Consider the following 19,621-nt stretch of genomic DNA (forward strand, 5'->3'; position numbering starts at 1 on the left):
CCGGCTCCGCCTCATCCCAGGCGACACACCCCACAAGAACCCACACCCGCACACACTCACCGCTTAACCTGCAGAAACAGGATCACGCAGAGATCAACTCATACACCACTCCGCTGGACGTGACCCCCGGATGCATGACCGACCGCGCTGGGGCGGGGAGGCCGAGCGCACGATGGCCCGGCTGTGGGATGCCCACCTGGACGCCATCCGTGCCCATGACACCGCCGAACACCTTCAGACTGAACACGTGTTGCGGGTGCTGGCCTGCTGCGCGCCCGACACCATCCCCAAAGCGATATTGAACGACGGCGATGACTCCCACGATGTCACCGACGCGCTGGAACTGCTGGCGTCCTACAGCATGATCACTCGGGCCGGGCATGGCAATGCACAGACCATCAGCATGCACCGACTGTTCCAATCGGTAATCCGCAATGGCCTGGACTACGACGATCCCCGCCAGCACGCCGCCCGGCACACCGTCCTTACCGGACTCCTGCGCATCATCCCGGAGGATCCGCAGTCAAATGTAAGCGGCTGGCCGACGTGGCAGCTCCTGCTGCCGCACATAGATGCGATCACTCGAAGCCACCGTGAAGGCACCGAGCCGCAAGAACTAGGCGCCCTGCTCAACCAGGCGATGATTTTTACCTCTGCACAGGGTCGACACCAACACGCACACGACCTCGCCAATCGGGCGCTGGCCATCTCCGAGGCCGCGTTCGGCCCCGAGCAGCCGGACGTGGCGATCAGTCTGGGCAACCTGGCCGGCAGCTTCCGCGCTCTTGGGCGGCCGGGTGAGGCGGTGCCACTGGAGGAGCGGGCGCTGGCCATCACCGAGGCCGCGTTCGGCCCCGAGCACCCGACCGTGGCGATCAGGCTGGGCAACCTGGCCGCCAGCTTCCGCGCTCTTGGGCGGCCGGGTGAGGCGGTGCCACTGGAGGAGCGGGCGCTGGCCATCACCGAGGCCGCGTTCGGCCCCGAGCACCCGACCGTGGCGATCAGGCTGGGCAATCTGGCTGTCAGCTTCCGCGATCTTGGGCGGCCGGGTGAGGCGGTGCTACTGGAGGAGCGGGCGCTGGCCATCACCGAGGCCGCGTTCGGCCCCGAGCACCCGGACGTGGCGATCAGGCTGGGCAACCTGGCCGGCAGCTTCCGCGATCTTGGGCGGCCGGGTGAGGCGGTGCCACTGTTGGAGCGGGCGCTGGCCATCTCCGAGGCCGCGTTCGGCCCCGAGCACCCGGACGTGGCGATCAGGCTGGGCAACCTGGCCGGCAGCTTCCGCGATCTTGGGCGGCCGGGTGAGGCGGTGCCACTGTTGGAGCGGGCGCTGGCTATCACCGAGGCCGCGTTCGGCCCCGAGCACCCGGACGTGGCGATCAGGCTGGGCAACCTGGCCGCCAGCTTCCGCGCTCTGGGGCGGCCGGGTGAGGCGGTGCCACTGTTGGAGCGGGCGCTGGCTATCACCGAGGCCGCGTTCGGCCCCGAGCACCCGGACGTGGCGACCTTGCTGGGCAACCTGGCCGCCAGCTTCCGCGCTCTGGGGCGGCCGGGTGAGGCGGTGCCACTGGAGGAGCGGGCGCTGGCCATCACCGAGGCCGCGTTCGGCCCCGAGCACCCGGACGTGGCGACCTTGCTGGGCAACCTGGCCGGCAGCTTCCGCGCTCTGGGGCGGCCGGGTGAGGCGGTGCCACTGGAGGAGCGGGCGCTGGCCATCTCCGAGGCCGCGTTCGGCCCCGAGCACCCGACCGTGGCGATCAGGCTGGGCAATCTGGCTGTCAGCTTCCGCGCTCTGGGGCGGCTGGGTGAGGCGGTGCTACTGGAGGAGCGGGCGCTGGCCATCTCCGAGGCCGCGTTCGGCCCCGAGCACCCGGACGTGGCGACCTTGCTGGGCAACTTGGCCGGCAGCTTCCGCGCTCTGGGGCGGCTGGGTGAGGCGGTGCTACTGGAGGAGCGGGCGCTGGCCATCTCCGAGGCCGCGTTCGGCCCCGAGCACCCGGACGTGGCGACCTTGCTGGGCAACTTGGCCGCCAGCTTCCGCGCTCTGGGGCGGCTGGGTGAGGCGGTGCCACTGTTGGAGCGGGCGCTGGCCATCACCGAGACCGTGTTCGGCCCAGACCATCTTCAAGTTAAGGCGCTCCGACAGCATCTGTCCGCGGCAAGGAACAGCCCCTGCGATTGCGGATCAAGCAAGAAATACAAGCGCTGTCATGGAGGATATGGCTCGTCAACGATGTGAGTAGGTGTCATGCCAACGGAAGAGGTACAGCAGGAAGGTACAGCAACAGGGCCGCACGACACCTCACACTGACATCCGCCAACACACATTCGAGCAGGGCGAGTAGCTCACTACGTCGTGACTGGCTCCCGTTTGCAAGCAGGAAGTCAGGGGTTCGAATCCCCTAGGCTCCACCAGCCAAAACGCCCCGTTTCCGCTTTGGAAACGGGGCGTCCGTGCCATTAGCCTTCACGGCCGCTGGTACCGGCCCCACCCTTCCGCTTCTGCTTCACCCGCGCGCTCAACGCGTCCGCGATCCGTTGGTCCGCGTCCCGCGTCGTATGCTGATAGGTCCGTTCCAGACCCTCAATGCTCCATCGAGTTTCGGCAGGACAACGCGCTGGCACACCTGTCGTCATCGCTCTTCCGTTCCGTCTCCCCTGTGCCCTTAGATCGGCCAGGAGTGCGTCGGGCTGGGCATCTTTACTTGTGTTGCTAGCGTGGCCGTGTGACTGGGATCACCGTGAGCAGATGGTCCAGGCCTTTGAAATCATTTGGGTTGCAGGTGTACAGGGGGAGCCGGTTCGCTATCGCCACGCAGGCGATCATCAGGTCCGCTGTTCGGGGGCGGGGTTTGCGGCCGGTAGCGATGACGGCGGTCCACAGTTGGCCGTACTCACGCGCGGCGGTGTCGTCGAAGGGGAGGGGGTCGAACTCGGCTTCGGTGGTCTGCAGGATCTTCATCCGCTGGGCGAGTTCTTGTGCCCCGTTGGCCACAAGCACGCCGACCGACAGCTCTGCGGTGGTGATGGCGCTGATCATCATCTCGTCCGGTAGCTCGTCGGGGTCGATTCCGGCGCGCAGGATGAGGATGTTGGTGTCGAGCAAACCTTGGGTGGGGGTCATTCCCCGTCCTCAGTGAACTCGCCTCTGCTGTAGGCGCGGTCATAAGGGTCGTAGAGGTCGTCATTGACGTGATGGTCCATGTCCTCGCGGTACTTTCGGTCGTCAAGGCGAGGCATGCCGCGGGACACGGCGGCGAACTCGGCCCGGGAGACGGCCCGGCGCCGCCGGCGGATGGGGACCAGGTCGCCGATGTGGTGGCCGTTACGTGTGACGGCGTACCGCTCTCCGCGTTCCAGTCCATCCATGATCTCTGCTGATCGGTTGCGTAGATCGCGCTGGGAGATCTGGTGGGAGTGCTCGGGCTCAGGGATGCTCACTCATCGACTCTACCTCCACGTGCCATCTGGTGCTACCAAGTAGCACCTAGACGTGTCATAAGGATCCTGGTGGACCAGAAGGCGGTAAGGACTGCTTGTGCGCGAGGCTGTCGAACTGTGACGACCTCACGGAGGAATCTAGGTCGTGCCCGTGGCGTGCCCGATCGGATGGTGATCGAGAGGAAGCGGCGGGGAGTCACGGGAAGTGCGACCAGTCACCCGACCTGGAAACGCAGGTCGAGCGCGATCGGTGTGCGTCTTTGCGAGCAGGAAGTCAGGGGTTCGAATCCCCTAGGCTCCACCAGGAAAAACGCTGCGGTTCCGATCATGGAAACGGGGCGTGCGTCCACTGCTGTGGTGTCCGTTGGTGGACGAGATGGAACTTCGCAGCTGTTGCGGAAGCCGGGGCGGTCTGTCGCGTCCACGATTCCATCGTGCTTCTCGCCGGTGTCGGGTGGAACGTCGTGTTGTCCTTCACCGCGTTGCGCCGGGTGGCGTGGGGCCGTAGGCGCTCACCGGGAGGAAGAGGGTGAGGCGGGTAGTGGGCCTGTCATGGCGCGTGGGTCCACATCGCGCATCCGGACATTAAGCCGCATGGCCGCGACGCTAGCCGCAATGCCGGCGGGAGAAAGCACCGGTCGCCCCAGACCGGGACGGGTCACCTGAACTCTCCGCGGAACAGCGGGGCAGCCGTCCGGCCGGGGTGGTGCATGTCGCTGGGCATCCAGGTGGTGGTGCTCGGTTCACTGTCTGTTAAGACCGATTTGGGAAGTGTATGACCTTTTGTCGTATTGTTTGAGCTGCTCGCAAGTACTGTGTCCTTTCTCGCTGGGAGGCCCCATGCCCTCGGAACCGACGTCGCCCGATGTCCGGCCGGGATCTGGGCTGGTCCTCGGCGACGATCCGGTGGCCGCGCTGGAAGCTGCCTCCTGGGCGCTCGCCGCCATGATAGGGACGATGCGCGAGGCGTTGACGGCACCGGTCGCCGACGTTCTGGCCACCGCGCCGGAACGCACTGCCGTACTCGAAGCCGTCGGTCTGGTGACGAGGGAGCACGGCGGACTCACCCTGCACCCGTCGCTTCGTGACGCCACGGGGCAGACGGCTGTGGGCGCCGTGGAGGCGAAGCTGAGTTCCCTGCGGCAGGCCGTTTCCGCCGCGGCTGCCCCCGTGGCGCACGACGCCGCGAACGGTGGCTGGGCCGGCCTGGACGACGAGGTCCTGCTGAACCAGGGGCGGGCATCCGCCGTGACGGGCCACGCGCTCGCCACAAAGATCGTCCCCCAGCTGACGGGACTGGCCGACCGCCTCGGCACCGCGGATGGCCGGATTCTCGACGTCGGAACCGGAGTGGCGGCGCTCGCCGTCGCGCTGGCTCGGGCGTTTCCCCGGGCCCACGTCGTCGGAATCGACATCCTGGACCGTGTGCTCGATCTCGCTCGCATCGAGCTGGCCGGAGCCGGAGACGCCGCCGGCCGCGTGTCCCTGCGCCGGCAGGACGTCGCCGAACTGGCCGAGCACGCCGCCTACGACCTGGTCTGGCTGCCCGCGCCCTTCCTGACGGAAGCGGCGCTGAGCGCGGCCCTGCCACGGGCGATCGATGCCTTGAGGCCGGGCGGGTGGATGGTCGTGGGAACCAACCCGGCCTCCCCCGACTCGCTGCTCCGGGCCGTCGGCCGATGGACAGCCGTCCTCCACGGCGGCAACTCCTACGACACGGAGCGCATGGCCGCCACCCTGACGGCCTCGGGGCTGCGGGAGACGCGACGGTTCCCCACCGTCAAGGGAGGCCCCGTCCTCGTGGCCGCCCGCAGCCCTCAGGGCTGACGGCGGTCGACGTCCTCCCAGCGCAGTTCCCCAGGCGTGGGCCGAGCTACGGAGGGTTTCTGCTCTGATGACAGCAACAAACCCTGACGCCTTCACGCGGCAGGTCGGTGGCCGGCTGTTCTCTCGTCATGCCGGCGTTGTGCTGCCTCTGTTTCGTAGGTATTTGGACCGGTACCGGGCGTGCATTTCTGCACAGACCGGAGGGGGGCTAGGCGCTTTCCTTGAGGCATCGGTCCGACGGGGGCCGGGATCACCGAGTTGAAGGACTGAATGAGAATGCGTCGTCACATCGCCGCGCTTGCGCTCACCGTCGCCGGGTTCGCCGGCATGGTGTCCTTGTCCGCTCCTGCCCAGGCGGCCTCGCCGATCACCGTGACGGTGAGTCTCGGCGGCTTATCGGTCACCGGCACGACCGGGTCCGACCTGATCACGTTGGCTGAGGGTACGGGGGGTGCCATCAAGGTGACCGGGGTGGGTGTCACCTCCAGCGACACCGACTGTCAGCCGATCTCCGGTGGGGTCAGTTGCAAGAACGCCAGCACGATCATGGTCAACATGCGACCGGGGGACGACATCGTCAACAACGACACGGTCAACCGGTTCACCGAGATCTTCGGCTCGGCCGGCAACGACACCCTTTGGGGGGGCAGTGGCCGGGACGTTCTTGTCGGGGGCACCGGTAACGACTTCCTGAACGGCCGTGGCGGCAACGACACGACCGACGGTGGGGGCGACACCGACACCTGCACCGGTGAGACCGAGGAGAACTGCGAGCTCTGAGTGACCGGCCTCGTGGAAGGGGCCGGTGGCGGGCCGGGCGTCCGGTGGGACGCCCGGCCCTTTCGCGTCCAGCCCACCGGCGGGACGGCCGCCGGGCGGTCGGTCGCGCAGGTCGCGGTGCCTCGGCAGGCCGGCGTCAACGAGGCGGCCGGTGTGCTCTATGAGCGGGGCCATTGTTCGTTCGAGCAGCTGACGTCGTTGAGGTTGAACCAGCCGGGGACTGGGGTGACGCCGTAGTAGGCGGCGGTGAAGCCGGTCCGTACCGATCCGCCGGGAGGGATTACGCGGTTCCAGGCCAGGTGCCGGGCGGTGAAGCTGGTACCGGTCTGGCTCCACGCCGCCGAATACCACGAGATGAGGCGGGGGGCTTGCGGTTCCCATACGCCGAGGACCAGTGTCCAGCCGCTGATCGGGGTCGTACCGGTGTTGCTGATCGTGAGCGAGGCGCTCAGTCCGGTTCTCCTCGCCGTGAATTCGTACTTCACATGGCATTTGAGGGCCGGTTGGGGCGGGCTCGGGGTCGGTGTGGCTGTGGGGCTGGGCATGTCGTCGCGGGCGTAGGCCACGAACGGGTCGGAGGGCTCGCTGAGATTGCCCGCCGCGTCCCTGGCGACCACGATGTAGGTGTAGAAGGTCCACAAGGCCACGTCCGGATCATGGAAACCCGTGCCTGTGGACGTCCCGACCTTGACGTACCCGGTGGCCGTCTCGCGGTAGACGTCATAAGCGACCACCCCGACATCGTCGGTGGACGGCGCCCAACAGAACAACACGCCCTTGTAGTCGTAGACGCAGCGGTCCCAGAAGCCGGTGGGCTTCGACGGTGGCGTGGTGTCGGCGGCGGCCCATGCGTCGGACGCGGCGCCGAAGCCCGCCGCGGATGCCGCCGAGGCGGTCCCGTGCGCCCCGGTGACGACGGCCAGTACGAGCGCGAGCGACGCGGCCAGAGCCGTCCATGAACGTGGTGCGTGGAGTCTCATCCGTCCCCCTGACGGTCCACTGCGGCGATGACTTCTCGCTACGAGCGTGGAACACCTCCGCGGCCCCGTAAAGCGACCACCATGCCCCGCCGCCGGACGCGCAGCTCCCCGATGAACCTTTCACCCGGGACGCGGCTCAGCTGTGCCGAGCGTGTCCGGCAGGCATGGATTCTGCCCGTTCAGCCCTTCATCGATGACCTGGCCTACTTGTTCTCGGCGAGAGCGGTTCAGGAAGGGCGCGTCCGCTTTGTGAGGTGCGGGACGGACCGCTGACATCTGAACGGGCACGGAACTGACGGCGTCATCCCTTTTCGGTACCGCAGGTGTTGTCATATTTCCGGGGTGACGGTCATAGAAGGGATTGCCAGGTCCATGATCGCGACACCATGATCGGGGCAAGCAGACACCCCATGGAGGAGCGACATGCTGAGCGTTATCGGCGCGGGATTCCCGCGCACCGGTACGAGTTCGATGAAGGCGGCGCTGGAACGGCTGGGGTTCGGGCCCTGTCACCATATGTTCGACGTGGGGTCCGACGCCGACCGCGCACGGCGGTGGGCGCCTCTGGCGGACCCTGATGTGGTGCCGGACTGGGATCAGGTGTTCGAGGGGTTCCGTTCCGCGGTGGACTGGCCGGCCTCGTTCTTCTGGCGCGAGCTGGCGGCCTGGTACCCGGAGGCCAAGGTGGTCCTCACGGTTCGCGATCCGTATGCCTGGATCGCGAGCATGCAGACGCTCATCGCCAACGGGCCGGCGCGGTTACAGGCCGAGAAGCTGGCGCCGGAGATGGCCGGTCTGGTGGAGAACATGCAGACCACCCGGCCGCTGCTCGAGCGCATGATACGGGAGGGCTTGGGCAGCGACCGGCCCTTCGGGGAGCTCCTCGACGAGAAGGACAGCCTCGTGGCGTTCGAGCGGCACGTGGCCACGGTGAAGGAGAGCCTGCCGCCCGAGCGGCTGCTGGTGTTCGACGTGCGGGAAGGGTGGGAGCCGCTCTGCCGTTTCCTGGGCGTGGACGTCCCTGCGGGGGAGCCGTTCCCGCACCTGAACGACAGCAAGGTGATGCAGGAGTCAATCGAAAGGCTCATGCAGGGGGAGAACATCGGACTTCCGTTTCATCCCGCGGGCTGAACACATCGGACTCGATGAGTTCCTGACCGATGGCGGGCCGCCTCGTTCGGGCGGTTCGACGGCGAGTCGACGCAGGCGGAACTGGAGCGGTTCCCTCTCCCTGGGCTCCGCGCGGAAAACGCCCCGTCTCCATGTCGGGAACGGGGCGTTCCGTCGTACGGGCCACCTCCCGCGTCGGCCGCGGCGCCAAGCGGTCCTCGCAGGTGATCCGGGTGAGCTTGTCCTCGACGTCGGCCATCCCGCCGGCGTGCCAGGCTCGACGATCTAGGTGCGTGGCGTCCAGCCTGTGGGGGCGATGTCCAGGTTGAGGCGGTGGGCGATGTCGTCCCACTTCACGTACTTGAAGTTGGTGTTCTCGCGTGGCTCGCCATCGGGGGTCGTCGTCTCGGGGGTGTTGGCGCCGTCGTGGGTGACGAAGAGGCCCTTGGGGTAGTGGCGGCCCAGAGGGACGTTGATCACCATGGTGCCGTCGCTGGTCTGCACGCTGTCGATGCCGTGGCTTTCGCCGACCTGGAAGGAGCCGATGTAGGGGTTTCTGCCTCTGCGGTCGTAGACGGCGAAGGTGTCGCTGCCCTGGCTGGAGGCGATCAGGTAGCCCTTGCCGTGGTTGCCGTAGTAGATGGTGACGCCCTCGGCGTCGGCCGTCAGGTTGTGGCCGCCGTATCCGGGGTCGGTGCCGGGGGTGCACTCCTCGGTGGTGGGGTCGTAGGTGGCGGGGACGCCGTACTCGCGGACGCGGTCGATCAGTACGGGTGAACCGGTGAGGTCGCCGTTGATGCGCCAGATGCCGACGTCCTCCTGGGCCGCGTAGAGCGTGCCGGTCTGGGCGTCGACGACCATGCCTTCGATCTGGGGGGCCACGCCTGGCTCGTCGCAGGGGGTCCAGGTCTGGCCGTCCGGGAGGAGGAAGGTCGAGGGGAGATCCAGGGTGCGGAGGGTGGTGTAGCTGAGCTTGCCGGAGGGGGCGTCGGTGAGTTTCAGCAGGGCCAGTCGTGTCGTGTGGCGGCGGCTGACCAGGACGTAGGTGGCCGGGCCCTGCTTCCACGTCGCCAGGCCGTACACGGTCTCGGCGTTGTTCACCTCAGCCTGGGTGGCGTTGAAGACGAACGGGGCGGTGGGGGCGGTGATGTCGGTGAGCGGGCGCCGGCTTGCGGGGTCGATGCGGTAGATGCGCAGTTTGTCGGTGCCGCGGTCGGAGGCGACGAAGAGGTCCGAGCGGCCCGTCCGGGACGTGTGGTCGTAGACGACGTCCACGTTGTTCAGGCGGCCCGGTTCGTCGTCCTCGCTGGGGGCCGCCGGGGCGGGGAGGTGCTGGACCTGCTTGCCGTCCAGGTCGTAGACGTACAGGCCGCCTTCCTTGGCGGTGGTGGCGACCAGGCTTCCCGCGGGAGAAGTGGGGTGGACCCAGATCGCGGGGTCGTCGCCGTTGGCGTTGCCGCCGGCCTCGTCGTCGAAGAGCGCGGGGGTCTCGGCCCGGGGCTCGACCGTGGGCAGGCGTTGCGCGGTGGCCGGGGGGACCAGGGCCCCCAGCAGGCCGATCGTCGCGACCGCGGACGCCAGGGGGAACAGGGGGCGCATCGCCTTCTCCTCATCGATGGAACTCGTCGTCCTGATCCTCTTGAGAGAAGCCGACCGGATGATGAACCACGACGGAACTTCCGCTCAAATCGCCGGACGGCGAAGACGGCAGGATCAGGCAAGGCGCCGCGGGTGAGGAGTGCACCGTGATCGCCGCGGTCGCCGGCGAGCTCGGGGCCGCTGTCCGGCGCCGCTGCACGGGGAACTGCGGGCGATGCCGGCCTGGATGACGGCGTCGCGCTCGCGGTCGGAGTAGGCGTAGCTGGCGGGCACCACTGGGGACGGGGAGACGTCGCCTGTGTACCCGCCGCTGCGGCAGAGCGACGTCCGCTACCGAGTCAGCGTTCCCTGCGGATCCGCCAGCCGTAGCGCTGCTGGAGGGCGGCGGCGACGTGGGCGAATGTGGACGGGGGCAGTATCGCGCCCTCGCGGCGGATGCCGTCCTCGTCCAGTTCGAAGATCCGGTCAACTCGTGCGTAGGACGGGCGGTTCTGGCGGTCCCACGGGCCGGGGCCGATCTCCAGCCACTCGTCCCGGTGGTGGTCGTCGGGATCGCGGCTCGACAACATCACGCCGAGCAGCCTGGGGCCGTGACGCCCGACGAGCAGCAGAGGCCGGTCCTTGCCTCTGCGGGGGTCGTCCTCGTACGGCACCCAGGCCCATACGATCTCGCCGGGGTCGGCCAGGCCGTCCAGGTCCGGTGCGTACGCGAGGGCTACGGCCCCGTTCACGTCGTACACCTCCCGTACCGCTCCGTGCGGGGGTCGGGGGTCATCCTGATCGCGCATTGCGGCAGCCTAACGCCATGCGGGTCAGGCGAAGGCGGCGACGTCGCGTGCCGCCCACTCGGTGAAGGAGCGGGGGGACCGGCCGAGGACGGTGTGGACGTGGGGGCTGACGCGTTGTTCGGCGGGGAGCGGGTCGCCGAGGATGGCGAGGGTCCCGTCGGTGATCGGCTCCGGCACGAAACCCAGCATCTGGGCCCGGGCCTCCTCGCGGCTCTGTTCCTGGAAACGGATCTCGGTGTCCAGCGCCTCGCCGATGGCCCGGGCCCGTTGACGTGGGGTGATGGGGGCGGGGCCGGTCAGCTGGTACGTCCGGCCGGCGTGACGCGCGTCGCGCGGCACGGCGGCGGCCACCTCGGCGACGTCGGACGGGTCGATGCCCGGGAGGGCCACGTCGCCGAACGGCGCGGTGACGGCGCGCTCCGTGCGGATCGACTCGGCCCAGGCGAAGGTGTTGGTGTTGAAGCCCCCGGGCCGGTGGGTCGTCCAGCTGGAGCGGCGGGTCGCCACGATCACGCCGAAGGTGCCGACCTAGCGGCTGCGGCAGTTGGAGCGCGACGGTCTCGTGACGCGCACCTGTCACCCCGAGGTGCCGCCGCGGGTGGAGTACGAGATCAGCGACCTGGGGCGCAGCCTTGCGCCTCTTTTCGCCGCCCTGGCCGACTGGGCGGGCGCCAACATGGGCCGGGTCGAGGAGGCCCGGGCGGGATACGACGCGGACGGCCGTCCCCGCGCGTGAGGGTCACCGGGTGAGGACGCGCAGGGCGACGCGAGGGCGCAGCAGGGCGGGGGTCGGGTCGAGGTAGCCCGCGACGCGCCAGAAGGCGTCGGCCACGTCGATGTCGTCCGCGCCCACGCGGTGCAGCCGCGCCACGTACCGGTTGATCAGGCGGGTGGCGAGGGGACGGGGGCCGGCGATCTCGGGCAGGGCCAGGTCGCCGGCGGCGGAGAGTTGCCAGGCGGGGTCGATGACCTTCGCGGCCGCGCGGTAGAAGCGGCGGGCCAGGTCCCCCGGGCCGGCGGCGAGGCAGGCTTGGAGGGCTTCGGCCTGGAGTGCCGCGACGGTCATGCCCTGGCCGTAGATGGGGTTGAAGCTGCACAGGCCGTCCCCGAAGACCAGCAGGCCCTCGGGGTGGGTGGAGAGTTTCTCGTAGCGGCGGCGGACGCTGGCGGGGAAGGTGTGGGTGACGGGGTCGGAGAGGCGGTCCGACGCGGCGATGACGTCGTGGACGTCGGGCGGGGCGATGGTCCTGGCGAAGGCGATCAGGCCGCCGGGGTCGGCGGGCGGGTGGTCACCGGCCATGCCGGCGACGGTGAGCAGCCAGCGATCCGGTTCGCAGGCCATGAAGGCCATCGCGCGGGTGCGCCCGGCGACGGGGCCGACCAGGACGCCCCGCTCGGGCGCGAGCGCGCCGGGAGGGGTGCGGAAGAAACAGCTCACGTACTTGATGCCGACCTTGATGCGTTCCTCAGGCGGGCGAGGGCGGCCGAGGTGGGCGACCCATTCGATGGAACGGCCCGACCGGCCGAGGGCGTCGATCACCAGGTCGGCCTCGACGGTCTCCTCCCGGCCGCCGGAGCGGCGGGCGACGCGTGCCCCGGTGACCCGGCCGGCGGTGGTGACCAGGCCGGAGACGTCGCGGCCGTGGAGGATCTCCACGCCGGGCAGGGCGGCGACCCGGCGGCGTACGGCGTGTTCGAGGGTGGCGCGGGTGGGCTGCAGCATGGTGGGGCCGGGGTGGCCGCGCGTCAGGCGGTGGCCGGAGACGACGAACCTGATCTGCCGGGCCAACTGGGTGTGCGGGACGCCGGCCTGGCCGAGCTCGGCGGCGAGGCCGGGGAAGAACGAGCCGAGGACCTCGGAGCCGCGCGGGAGCAGCACGTGGACGTGGCGGCCCTGAGGGACGCCGCGCCGGTCGGCGGGCCCGGCGGGGAGCTCGTCCCTTTCGATCAGCGTCACCCGGGAATACGTACCGGCGAGTGCCCGTGCCGCGAGCAGGCCGCCCATGCTCGCGCCGAGGACCACCGCGTGACCGGCCGGACGTGCCATCGTGCCCCCCTGCGGACGAACGTGTCAGCGTCATTGTCAGCGAGAGCGCTTGCGGTGCGAATCTCGCAAAGTGCGGTCCTTCGGGGGCGGGGGGTGGGCCGCGAATCAGCGGTGCCTAAGCTTTCCGATGCGAGCGAAGGCCGGGCGCGTGCGTGCCGCGGCGGGTGCGGGCGCCCCGGGTCGGGGCGAGCCGCCCGCCGTGGGGGTTGCGGGGTGGATATCCTGTCTGTCCGGTTTTACATTGCCGATAAAAATGTCACCGACCGGAAAAGTCGAAAAACAATAATAAGCACCTTGTATGGTACGCACTTCCGCTGATGTCAAACGGTGGGGGCGTGACAAGAATGTCATGGGCAGTCAGAAAGGCTATTTGTCACGTTCTGTAATCATCGGACTTCAGGGGGAGACCTATGAGATACGAACTACTCGGGCCGTTGCGGATCGTCGGCGAGCAGACCCTCATTGTCACCGCCCCCAAAGTGGAGAACCTGCTGGCCGGCCTGGTGATTCGTGCGAACCAGCCGATCTCCACCGAAGAGTTGATCGATGAGCTGTGGGGCAACGAGCCGCCACGCCGGGCCAGGGCCGCCTTGCACGTCTACATTTCCCATCTGCGGAAGAACTACGTACAACCCGCGGTGGACGGCGCGGTGATCCGTACGCATGTCCAGGGTTACCTGCTGGAGGTCGACAAGACCGCGGTCGACGTGCACCACTTGCAGACCCTGCACGCCGAGGGGCGAAGGTTCCTGGACACCGAGCCGGAACGGGCGCTGCGGGCCTTCACCGGGGCCGCCGCCCTGTTCCGCGGGCCGGTGCTGGCGGGCATCAACAACGGGCTCATCGTCAGTACGTTCGCCCGCTGGGCGGAGGAGTTCCGGCTGGAGTGCCTGGAAGCGATCGCGCACTGTTCGCTGCGGGTGGGCCGGCACCGGGAGCTGATCGGCGACCTGTCCGGGTGGGTCGACGAGTATCCCCTGAACGAGAGCCTGCGCGAGCAGCTCATGCTCGCGCTCTACCGCGCGGGCCGGCGGGCCGAGGCGCTGGAGGTCTTCCAGTCCGGGCGGCAGGTGCTGCGGGAGGAACTGGGGCTCGACCCGCGTGTCACGATGCGCAGGCTGCAGTTCGCGATCCTCGAATCGAACGCCGATCTCGCGATCGCGGGCTGAACGGCAGAAGGGCCGGGCGGTGAGACCGCCCGGCCCTTCGTGCAGCGATGGCTCAGCCCTGCGCGGCGGGCCTGCGTGCCCCGGGGACGAACCAGAAGAGCAGGGTGACCAGCAGGGCCAGCACCATCGCCCCGCTGGCCCAGACGAACACCGAGGAGACGTTCGCCGGGTCGACCGTGCCGCCGGCGGCGAGCGGGATCAGCATGGCGGCCAGGCCGAGCGAGCCGCCGATGGTGAGCGCCGTCTGCAGCAGGCCGGCGGTCACTCCGGCGTGCTCCGGCGGCGCGGTGGTCAAGATGATCATGTTGAACGGGATGATGGCCAGGCCGACGCCGACACCGATGGCGAGGAGCCCCGGGAGCACGTCGGCGGTGTAGGTGCTGGAGCCGTCGAGCCGCGTCAGCCAGGCCACCCCGGCCAGCACCACGATCAGGCCGATGAGGGCGCGCGTCTTCAGGCTGACGTTGGCGATGTACTTGGTGAGCATCTGGGTGACCACGAGCAGCGCCAGGCCGTACGGCAGGATCGCGAGGCCGCTCTGCAGGGCGTTGGTGCCGAGGACGTACTGCAGGTACTGCACCAGGTAGACCAGGAAGCTGGTGAGCACGGCCGCGAGCAGCAGCAGGTTGATGAAGGCCCCGCCGCGTTCCCTGCTGACGAAGACCTTCGTCGGCAGGAGCGGTTCCCTGGTACGGCGGTCGAACACGAGCAGCGCGACGGCCAGCACCACGCCGGCGATCAGCGCGACCAGGGTCACCGTGTCGCCCCAGCCGTTCTCGGCGGCGTGCACGAGGCCGTACACCAGAGCGGTGACGGCGGCGGTGCCGAGCAGGGCGCTCGGCAGGCCGAGCGATCGTTTCCGGGTGGCGTCGTCGCGGAGGCTGAGGGCCTTGGCGGCGAGCACGATGATGAGGAGGCCGACCGGTACGTTGACCAGAAGGCTCCAGCGCCAGTCGCCCGCCCAGGTCAGCAGGCCGCCGAGCACCATGCCGGCGGACGCGCCGAGTCCGGTGACGGTCGAGTACAGGCCGAACGCGCGCTGCCTGCGCGCACCGTCGAAGACGATGGCGAGCAACGCGAGGCCGGTCGGGCCGGCGATCGCGGCGCCCGCGCCCTGCAGCACGCGGCCGACCAGCAGGATCTCCAGGTTCGGCGCGAGGCCGGCCAGCAGCGAGGCCAGGACGACCAGACCGATGCCCGCGACGAAGACCCGCCGGTGCCCGAGGACGTCGCCGAGCCGGCCGGCGAACAGCAGCAGCCCGCCGAAGGCGAGCAGGAAGCCGTTCGGGACCCATGAGCCGCCGGCGACCGTCAGCCCGAGATCGGACTGCAGGGTGGGCAGCGCGACGTTCACGATGGTGCCGTCGAGCTGCAGCATGAACTCCGCGCCGACGATCGCCGTGAGCGCGAGTGCCCATGGGCCGGTGGAGGCGTCCCCGGCCGGTAAGTCGGCGGGTACCTCCCGGGAGACGTCGCCGGAGACGCGGTCAGTGCTCATGAAACCTCCACGGTCTTCAGCCTGAGGTAATTATGAGGGAGCCTCAGGTTAGGTGGCGCAACTATACTGAGGACGTCTCAGGTTGGTCGTCAGCATTCAACCTGAGGGTGCCTCAGGAAGTCAAGAGGAGTTGTGATGGCCGAAGACGAGCCCTATATCGCCCAACGTCCCAAGCGGGCGGACGGCCGGCGCAATTACGACGCGATACTGGCCGCGGCGCGCAAGGCTTTCGAGACCGACGGGGCGGAAGCCTCCCTGGAGAACATCGCCGCCCAGGCGGGAGTGGCCATCGGCACCCTCTACCGTCATTTCCCCACCCGCGCGTGCCTGGTGGAAGCGGCGACCCGGGACGGTCTGGCCAGTCTCGTGAGCCACGCGAAACAACTGTCGAAGGCGCGGGACCCGCTGGAGGCGCTGGCGGAGTGGATGCACCAGACCATCCAGCACTACAGCACCTTCCGCGGCCTGGTCGGCATCCTGACGCGGAGCATGTACGACGAGGGCACCCCCTCGCACGCCATGTGCAGCGCGATGCACCGCGGCGGCGCCGACCTGCTGCTCTCCGCGCAGGTCGCGGGCCTGGTGCGCTCGGACCTGACCCCCGACGAGCTGTTCGACCTCCTCAGCGGTGCCGCCTGGGTGCGCGAGCAGTCCCTGTCCGCCGGCAAGGACAGCAGCCGGCGGCTCCTGCAGCTCATCCTGGAGGGCATCGCGACGCACCCCGGAGATCGGCCCGCGAGTGGAGAGTGAGCAAGGTCACAACGCCCGCACCTGTCATCGCGCAGGGGGGGATATTAGCAAATTACTTAGATCTATAGGTGTTTGTCCTCTCGGGACCACCCGGCGACAAGATCGCCTTTCTCGCGCAGTGGGAATTTCCTCGCAGAAACTAAAGGAGTGCCGTTAGCGCCCTAGCCCTCATTCGTCGGTCACGAACGCCTTGGGGTCGTCAGACATGAGTTCTTATGAGGAAAGACTGCTCGGCGCCGCATCGACCACCGTGGTGCGCGAGGCCGAGCTGGACAAGCTGAGGTGCCTCACCCAGCAGGCCGGCACCGAAGGCCGCCTTGCCGCCGTCTTCGGTGAGCCCGGGGCCGGCAAGACCCAGTTGCTCTCCACGCTCGTGCAGGAACGCCAGTGGACCACCCTGCCTGCGACGGTCCATCGCTGCGCACGTGGCCGGCAGGAACGCGCGATGAACGCCGTGCGGAAGGCGCTGTGGCGGGCCAGGAGATCCGAGGAGTGCCGGCTGGAGACGCCGTCGGTCGCGAGCCTGTCGCGGCGCAGGTGGCAGCCGGACCGCGAGCTCGTGGTGATCGAGGACGCCCACCTCGCCGACGAGCAGACGATCGGTGAACTGATCGAGATCGCGGGCGGTTCGCCGCCTCCGCTCGTCGATGTGGTCGTGTCGCTGCGGCCGCGGCAGACGCCGGAGCACCTCGCCGAGGCCATCACGCTCGCCACGGCCTTCGGCACCGCCACGAGCATCGAGCTGGCGCCGCTCAACGACGCGCAGATGCTCGCCATGTCCCCCGTCTCCCCCTCCTACGAGCTCCGCCGCCGCAGCGGCGGCAACCCGTTCAACCTCCGCGCCCTGCAAGCGCTGGACCACAGCGCGCGCTCGGGCAGCGACACGGCCGTGGCGCCGTTCGAGTTCGCCGTGGTCAGCGAGGTGCGCGACCTCACGCTCAACGAGAGGTACGTGCTGAACGCCGCGGCGATCCTGCGCTCCCACTTCGACGTGGAGCTGCTCGCCGAGGTCGCCGAGGTGGACACGCTGGTGGTCTCCGCCGCGGTGCGCAGCCTGATGCGGCGCGACCTGATCCGGGTGGAGCCGATCGGCACGACGTTCTCGATCAGGGACGAGGTCTTCGGCATTCTGCTGCGCCGCACCATCGACCCCTGCTGGGCCGCCCGGGCGCACGAACGCGCCCTGGACCGGCTCTCGGCCCGCGGGCAGGCGCGCACGCAGCTCGGCTTCCACCTGGTCAGCTCGTTGTCGCGGGTCCGGGCGAGCGAGCTCGCGCAGATCGTCGACGCGTCTCACGAGATCATGGAGAGCGACGTCACCGAGTGCATCTCCTGGCTCACCCCTGTGATCGCCGAGGCGCCGGCCTCCAGCGAGATCGGGGTGCGCGCCCGGCTCGTGCTGAGCACGGCGTTCGGGCGGATCGGGCGGATCGCCGAGAGCCGGGACCTGCTGTTCGTGGTGCAGGAGTCCGGCGACGTGGCGGACCCCCACGCCCTGGCCCGGCAGGTGGCCTTCGTGTCGGTGGTCGAGGGGGTGCTGAGCCAGGACGTGCAGACCCTTGACCTGCTCAACGAGCAACTGTCCCGGCCGGACCTGCACGAGTCGCCGGTCCTGCCGCGCCTGGTGTTCGCGCGGGGGTTCCGGCTGACCATGCTCGGCCAGACCGCCGACCGGGCCGAGACCGAGAAGGCGCTCCAGATCGCCAGGGCCCGCCCTGACGGGCTCACCGGTGCCGGCCTCGCGGGGCTCCTGGCGCTGGAGGCGATCGCCGGGGGCGACGTGGACCGGGCCCTCACCGAGGTGACCGCCGCCGCAGGCTGGCTGGACCGCAACCCCGAGCACGTGGTGGCCCGGCAGCTCGAATGCCTGGTCGTGGTGGCCCTCGCCCATCTCTACCTGGGGTGCTACATCGACGCCCAGCGCCAGCTCCAGCGAGCCGTCCACATCGCGCGCCAGCGTCAGCAGTCCTTCCTGCTGCCCACGCTCCTGGTGCTGCTCAGCGAGTCCGAGCGCCACCTCGGCCAGCTCAGGCAGGCGCGTGACGCGGCCGACGCCGCGATCGTGGAGTCGAGCGCCGACAACTCGCTGCGGCACGCGCAGGCGGTGGCGCTGAAGTCCGCCGCCGAGGTGTGGATGCAGCCGGTCGGCAGCGGGCGGGCCAAGCTGCTCGCGCAGCAGGCGCTCGCGCAGCAGCCGCCGTCGCGCGCCAACATCAACGGGAGCGCGTCCATCGCGGCGCACAGCCTGGCGAGGTGCGCGTGGCTCGACGGCGATCCCACCCACTGCGTCACCCTGCTGCTGAACGAAGGGAAGGGTGCCGATCTGCTGGCCATCCCCATGGCGAACCGCAACACGGTCTGGGAGATGTTGTGCGCGGCGGGCATGGACGCCGGGATGCCGCTGCACGAGTGGGTGCGGAGCAGCCAGGAGCACGCCAGGACGGTGCCGATGCCGCACAACCAGGCGTACGCGGAGCTGACCAGAGGGCACCTGTGCCGCGTGCAGGGGGCGCTCGCCGAGGCGGTGCGGTGCTACAGCAGCGCGGCCAGGAGGTTCGCGTCGGTGAGCATGCTGATGGATCAGTGCTACGCCCTCGGGCAGGCCGCCCGCGCGCTCAGCGAGCTGGGGCAGGCCGAGGAGGCCTCCCGCACGGCCAGGCTGGCCGCGGAGATCGCCCGGCGGTCCGGCGCGGAGACCATGCTCGACTGGCTGGACCGGCAGCTCACGGTGCCGGTCATCCACCTGCCGGAGCCCACCGGCGATGACCTGGAGAGCTTCGGAGGGCTCACCCATCGGGAACGCGAGATCGCGTCGCTGATCTGCGCAGGGATGAAACGACGGGAGATCGCGGACCAGCTCATGATCAGCTTGCGGACCGTGGACGTCCATCTCACCCGGATCTACCGGAAGACCGGCGTGAGCTCACGGATGCAGCTCGCGCTGGCCGTCCAGCGCAGGGCCGCCGGTAACGAGAGACACCTTTAGTACGGCTTGAGCAGCCACTCCTAATGTCGCCGCTGACGAGCCGCCGGACACCTCGGCCAGGCGGCTGGCGGGTTCCGTTTCAGGAGGCGAGTGTGGATCTGCACGTGCTGTCCGCCCGGATGTCGCCGGTGCTCGACACGGTGAATTCCTGGCTGCTCCCGCTCTTCGCGGCCCCACCCGAGACCACGTCGGAGAAAGTGGGGGCGCTGCGCAGGCCGGAACGGTCGCTCATCCTGCGCGACCTCACCGAGAAAGTGGTCGAGTACAGCTCCAACAATCCCGATCCCACCGGCACGACGCCCACGGACAAGGACTTCGCCACGGTCACGCTGGAGATATTCGGCCCGGACGGCGAGCAGATCGGCCGCACGCGGGGCGCGGGCCGCATGCTGTACAAGCAGGAGCACGACGGGCACTTCATCGCCTACTTCGGCGAGGAGATCAGGCTGCACGACGGCAACGTCATCCGGGCCGGCGGCCTGGTCGACGACGCGCGCCTGACCGCCGGCGAGGCGGCGTCGTTCCCGGCGGTCGTGGTGGCGGGACCGCTGCGCGGCGCCATCGGCTTCCGGCAGTTCCGGCCCGTCGTCAAGGAGTCCCACGACGTCTACGAGTCCGCGATCGTCGTCTACCGGCAGTGACGAAC

17 protein-coding genes and 1 pseudogene are annotated in these 19,621 nt (G+C 69.3%); 9 read left to right on the forward strand and 9 right to left on the reverse strand.

Annotated elements, in window-relative coordinates; genetic code table 11:
• The first annotated feature begins 172 nt into the window (after positions 1 to 172).
• Positions 173 to 2,239 (forward strand): tetratricopeptide repeat protein, encoded by a 2,067-nt coding sequence (locus tag ABGB17_RS33775; RefSeq protein ID WP_347637456.1) that lies wholly within the window; start codon positions 173 to 175, stop codon positions 2,237 to 2,239.
• A 474-nt stretch (positions 2,240 to 2,713) separates the two neighbouring features.
• On the opposite strand, the gene ABGB17_RS33780 is transcribed toward ABGB17_RS33775, so the two are convergent.
• The 3 genes and pseudogenes from ABGB17_RS33780 to ABGB17_RS33790 form a co-directional block, all read right to left on the reverse strand.
• Positions 2,714 to 3,124 (reverse strand): type II toxin-antitoxin system VapC family toxin, encoded by a 411-nt coding sequence (locus tag ABGB17_RS33780; protein ID WP_347637458.1) that lies wholly within the window; start codon positions 3,122 to 3,124, stop codon positions 2,714 to 2,716.
• Positions 3,121 to 3,441 (reverse strand): prevent-host-death protein, encoded by a 321-nt coding sequence (locus ABGB17_RS33785; protein WP_347637460.1) that lies wholly within the window; start codon positions 3,439 to 3,441, stop codon positions 3,121 to 3,123. The genes ABGB17_RS33780 and ABGB17_RS33785 overlap by 4 nt, the downstream gene beginning before the upstream one ends.
• Before the next feature lie 325 nt (positions 3,442 to 3,766).
• A pseudogene (locus tag ABGB17_RS33790) lies at positions 3,767 to 3,964 on the reverse strand (hypothetical protein); the annotation flags it as partial.
• A gap of 317 nt (positions 3,965 to 4,281) precedes the next feature.
• Here ABGB17_RS33790 and ABGB17_RS33795 point away from each other — a divergent pair.
• On the forward strand, positions 4,282 to 5,268 hold the full coding sequence (locus ABGB17_RS33795; RefSeq protein ID WP_347637462.1) for a class I SAM-dependent methyltransferase: 987 nt from the start codon (positions 4,282 to 4,284) through the stop codon (positions 5,266 to 5,268).
• 276 nt (positions 5,269 to 5,544) lie between these two features.
• Positions 5,545 to 6,048 (forward strand): hypothetical protein, encoded by a 504-nt coding sequence (locus ABGB17_RS33800; protein WP_347637464.1) that lies wholly within the window; start codon positions 5,545 to 5,547, stop codon positions 6,046 to 6,048.
• A 158-nt stretch (positions 6,049 to 6,206) separates the two neighbouring features.
• Here ABGB17_RS33800 and ABGB17_RS33805 read toward each other — a convergent pair whose 3' ends face one another.
• A complete protein-coding gene (locus ABGB17_RS33805; protein WP_347637466.1) occupies positions 6,207 to 7,028 on the reverse strand; it encodes a cellulose binding domain-containing protein in 822 nt (273 codons plus the stop codon).
• A gap of 423 nt (positions 7,029 to 7,451) precedes the next feature.
• Between ABGB17_RS33805 and ABGB17_RS33810 the strand changes: the two genes are divergently transcribed.
• Positions 7,452 to 8,159 (forward strand): sulfotransferase family protein, encoded by a 708-nt coding sequence (locus tag ABGB17_RS33810; protein ID WP_347637468.1) that lies wholly within the window; start codon positions 7,452 to 7,454, stop codon positions 8,157 to 8,159.
• Positions 8,160 to 8,423: 264 nt separating this feature from the next.
• Here ABGB17_RS33810 and ABGB17_RS33815 read toward each other — a convergent pair whose 3' ends face one another.
• The 3 genes from ABGB17_RS33815 to ABGB17_RS33825 all read right to left on the reverse strand — a co-directional run bounded on the left by ABGB17_RS33815 (position 8,424) and on the right by ABGB17_RS33825 (position 11,038).
• Positions 8,424 to 9,737 (reverse strand): phytase, encoded by a 1,314-nt coding sequence (locus ABGB17_RS33815; protein ID WP_347637470.1) that lies wholly within the window; start codon positions 9,735 to 9,737, stop codon positions 8,424 to 8,426.
• A gap of 338 nt (positions 9,738 to 10,075) precedes the next feature.
• On the reverse strand, positions 10,076 to 10,525 hold the full coding sequence (locus ABGB17_RS33820) for a type II toxin-antitoxin system PemK/MazF family toxin (protein WP_347637472.1): 450 nt from the start codon (positions 10,523 to 10,525) through the stop codon (positions 10,076 to 10,078).
• 24 nt (positions 10,526 to 10,549) lie between these two features.
• Positions 10,550 to 11,038, reverse strand: coding sequence for a hypothetical protein (locus ABGB17_RS33825; RefSeq protein WP_347637474.1), 489 nt, complete (start codon positions 11,036 to 11,038; stop codon positions 10,550 to 10,552).
• Positions 11,039 to 11,069: 31 nt separating this feature from the next.
• Between ABGB17_RS33825 and ABGB17_RS33830 the strand changes: the two genes are divergently transcribed.
• Positions 11,070 to 11,261 (forward strand): helix-turn-helix domain-containing protein, encoded by a 192-nt coding sequence (locus tag ABGB17_RS33830; protein ID WP_347637476.1) that lies wholly within the window; start codon positions 11,070 to 11,072, stop codon positions 11,259 to 11,261.
• A 3-nt stretch (positions 11,262 to 11,264) separates the two neighbouring features.
• On the opposite strand, the gene ABGB17_RS33835 is transcribed toward ABGB17_RS33830, so the two are convergent.
• Positions 11,265 to 12,572, reverse strand: a complete 1,308-nt coding sequence (locus tag ABGB17_RS33835; protein ID WP_347637478.1) for an FAD-binding protein — start codon at positions 12,570 to 12,572, stop codon at positions 11,265 to 11,267.
• A gap of 410 nt (positions 12,573 to 12,982) precedes the next feature.
• On the opposite strand from ABGB17_RS33835, the gene ABGB17_RS33840 reads away from it, so the two are divergent.
• The gene (locus tag ABGB17_RS33840; RefSeq protein WP_347637480.1) at positions 12,983 to 13,741 is read left to right on the forward strand and encodes an AfsR/SARP family transcriptional regulator; all 759 of its coding nucleotides are present in this window, start codon (positions 12,983 to 12,985) and stop codon (positions 13,739 to 13,741) included.
• A 52-nt stretch (positions 13,742 to 13,793) separates the two neighbouring features.
• On the opposite strand, the gene ABGB17_RS33845 is transcribed toward ABGB17_RS33840, so the two are convergent.
• Positions 13,794 to 15,239, reverse strand: a complete 1,446-nt coding sequence (locus ABGB17_RS33845; RefSeq protein ID WP_347637482.1) for an MFS transporter — start codon at positions 15,237 to 15,239, stop codon at positions 13,794 to 13,796.
• Positions 15,240 to 15,374: 135 nt separating this feature from the next.
• On the opposite strand from ABGB17_RS33845, the gene ABGB17_RS33850 reads away from it, so the two are divergent.
• The 3 genes from ABGB17_RS33850 (at position 15,375) to ABGB17_RS33860 (ending at position 19,616) form a co-directional block, all read left to right on the forward strand.
• Entirely contained in the window at positions 15,375 to 15,989 is a 615-nt protein-coding gene (locus ABGB17_RS33850; RefSeq protein WP_347637484.1) for a TetR/AcrR family transcriptional regulator, read from the forward strand.
• 205 nt (positions 15,990 to 16,194) lie between these two features.
• Complete coding sequence (locus tag ABGB17_RS33855; protein ID WP_347637486.1) at positions 16,195 to 18,975, forward strand: LuxR C-terminal-related transcriptional regulator; 2,781 nt, start codon at positions 16,195 to 16,197, stop codon at positions 18,973 to 18,975.
• Between the two features lie 92 nt (positions 18,976 to 19,067).
• Positions 19,068 to 19,616: a hypothetical protein gene (locus tag ABGB17_RS33860; RefSeq protein WP_347637488.1), complete on the forward strand. Its 549-nt coding sequence runs from the start codon at positions 19,068 to 19,070 to the stop codon at positions 19,614 to 19,616.
• Positions 19,617 to 19,621: the final 5 nt, after the last annotated feature.

Source organism: Sphaerisporangium sp. B11E5, assembly GCF_039871875.1.
In the GTDB taxonomy this organism is placed as follows: Bacteria; Actinomycetota; Actinomycetes; order Streptosporangiales; family Streptosporangiaceae; genus Sphaerisporangium.

What these genes read in the sequence shown, in the direction of transcription:
- ABGB17_RS33775 (WP_347637456.1), top strand. Translation starts at nt 173, where the DNA reads ATGGCCCGGCTGTGGGATGCCCACCTGGACGCCATCCGTGCCCATGAC.
- ABGB17_RS33780 (WP_347637458.1), bottom strand. Translation starts at nt 3,124, where the DNA reads ATGACCCCCACCCAAGGTTTGCTCGACACCAACATCCTCATCCTGCGC.
- ABGB17_RS33795 (WP_347637462.1), top strand. Translation starts at nt 4,282, where the DNA reads ATGCCCTCGGAACCGACGTCGCCCGATGTCCGGCCGGGATCTGGGCTG.
- ABGB17_RS33800 (WP_347637464.1), top strand. Translation starts at nt 5,545, where the DNA reads ATGCGTCGTCACATCGCCGCGCTTGCGCTCACCGTCGCCGGGTTCGCC.
- ABGB17_RS33805 (WP_347637466.1), bottom strand. Translation starts at nt 7,028, where the DNA reads ATGAGACTCCACGCACCACGTTCATGGACGGCTCTGGCCGCGTCGCTC.
- ABGB17_RS33810 (WP_347637468.1), top strand. Translation starts at nt 7,452, where the DNA reads ATGCTGAGCGTTATCGGCGCGGGATTCCCGCGCACCGGTACGAGTTCG.
- ABGB17_RS33815 (WP_347637470.1), bottom strand. Translation starts at nt 9,737, where the DNA reads ATGCGCCCCCTGTTCCCCCTGGCGTCCGCGGTCGCGACGATCGGCCTG.
- ABGB17_RS33820 (WP_347637472.1), bottom strand. Translation starts at nt 10,525, where the DNA reads ATGCGCGATCAGGATGACCCCCGACCCCCGCACGGAGCGGTACGGGAG.
- ABGB17_RS33835 (WP_347637478.1), bottom strand. Translation starts at nt 12,572, where the DNA reads ATGGCACGTCCGGCCGGTCACGCGGTGGTCCTCGGCGCGAGCATGGGC.
- ABGB17_RS33840 (WP_347637480.1), top strand. Translation starts at nt 12,983, where the DNA reads ATGAGATACGAACTACTCGGGCCGTTGCGGATCGTCGGCGAGCAGACC.
- ABGB17_RS33845 (WP_347637482.1), bottom strand. Translation starts at nt 15,239, where the DNA reads ATGAGCACTGACCGCGTCTCCGGCGACGTCTCCCGGGAGGTACCCGCC.
- ABGB17_RS33850 (WP_347637484.1), top strand. Translation starts at nt 15,375, where the DNA reads ATGGCCGAAGACGAGCCCTATATCGCCCAACGTCCCAAGCGGGCGGAC.
- ABGB17_RS33855 (WP_347637486.1), top strand. Translation starts at nt 16,195, where the DNA reads ATGAGTTCTTATGAGGAAAGACTGCTCGGCGCCGCATCGACCACCGTG.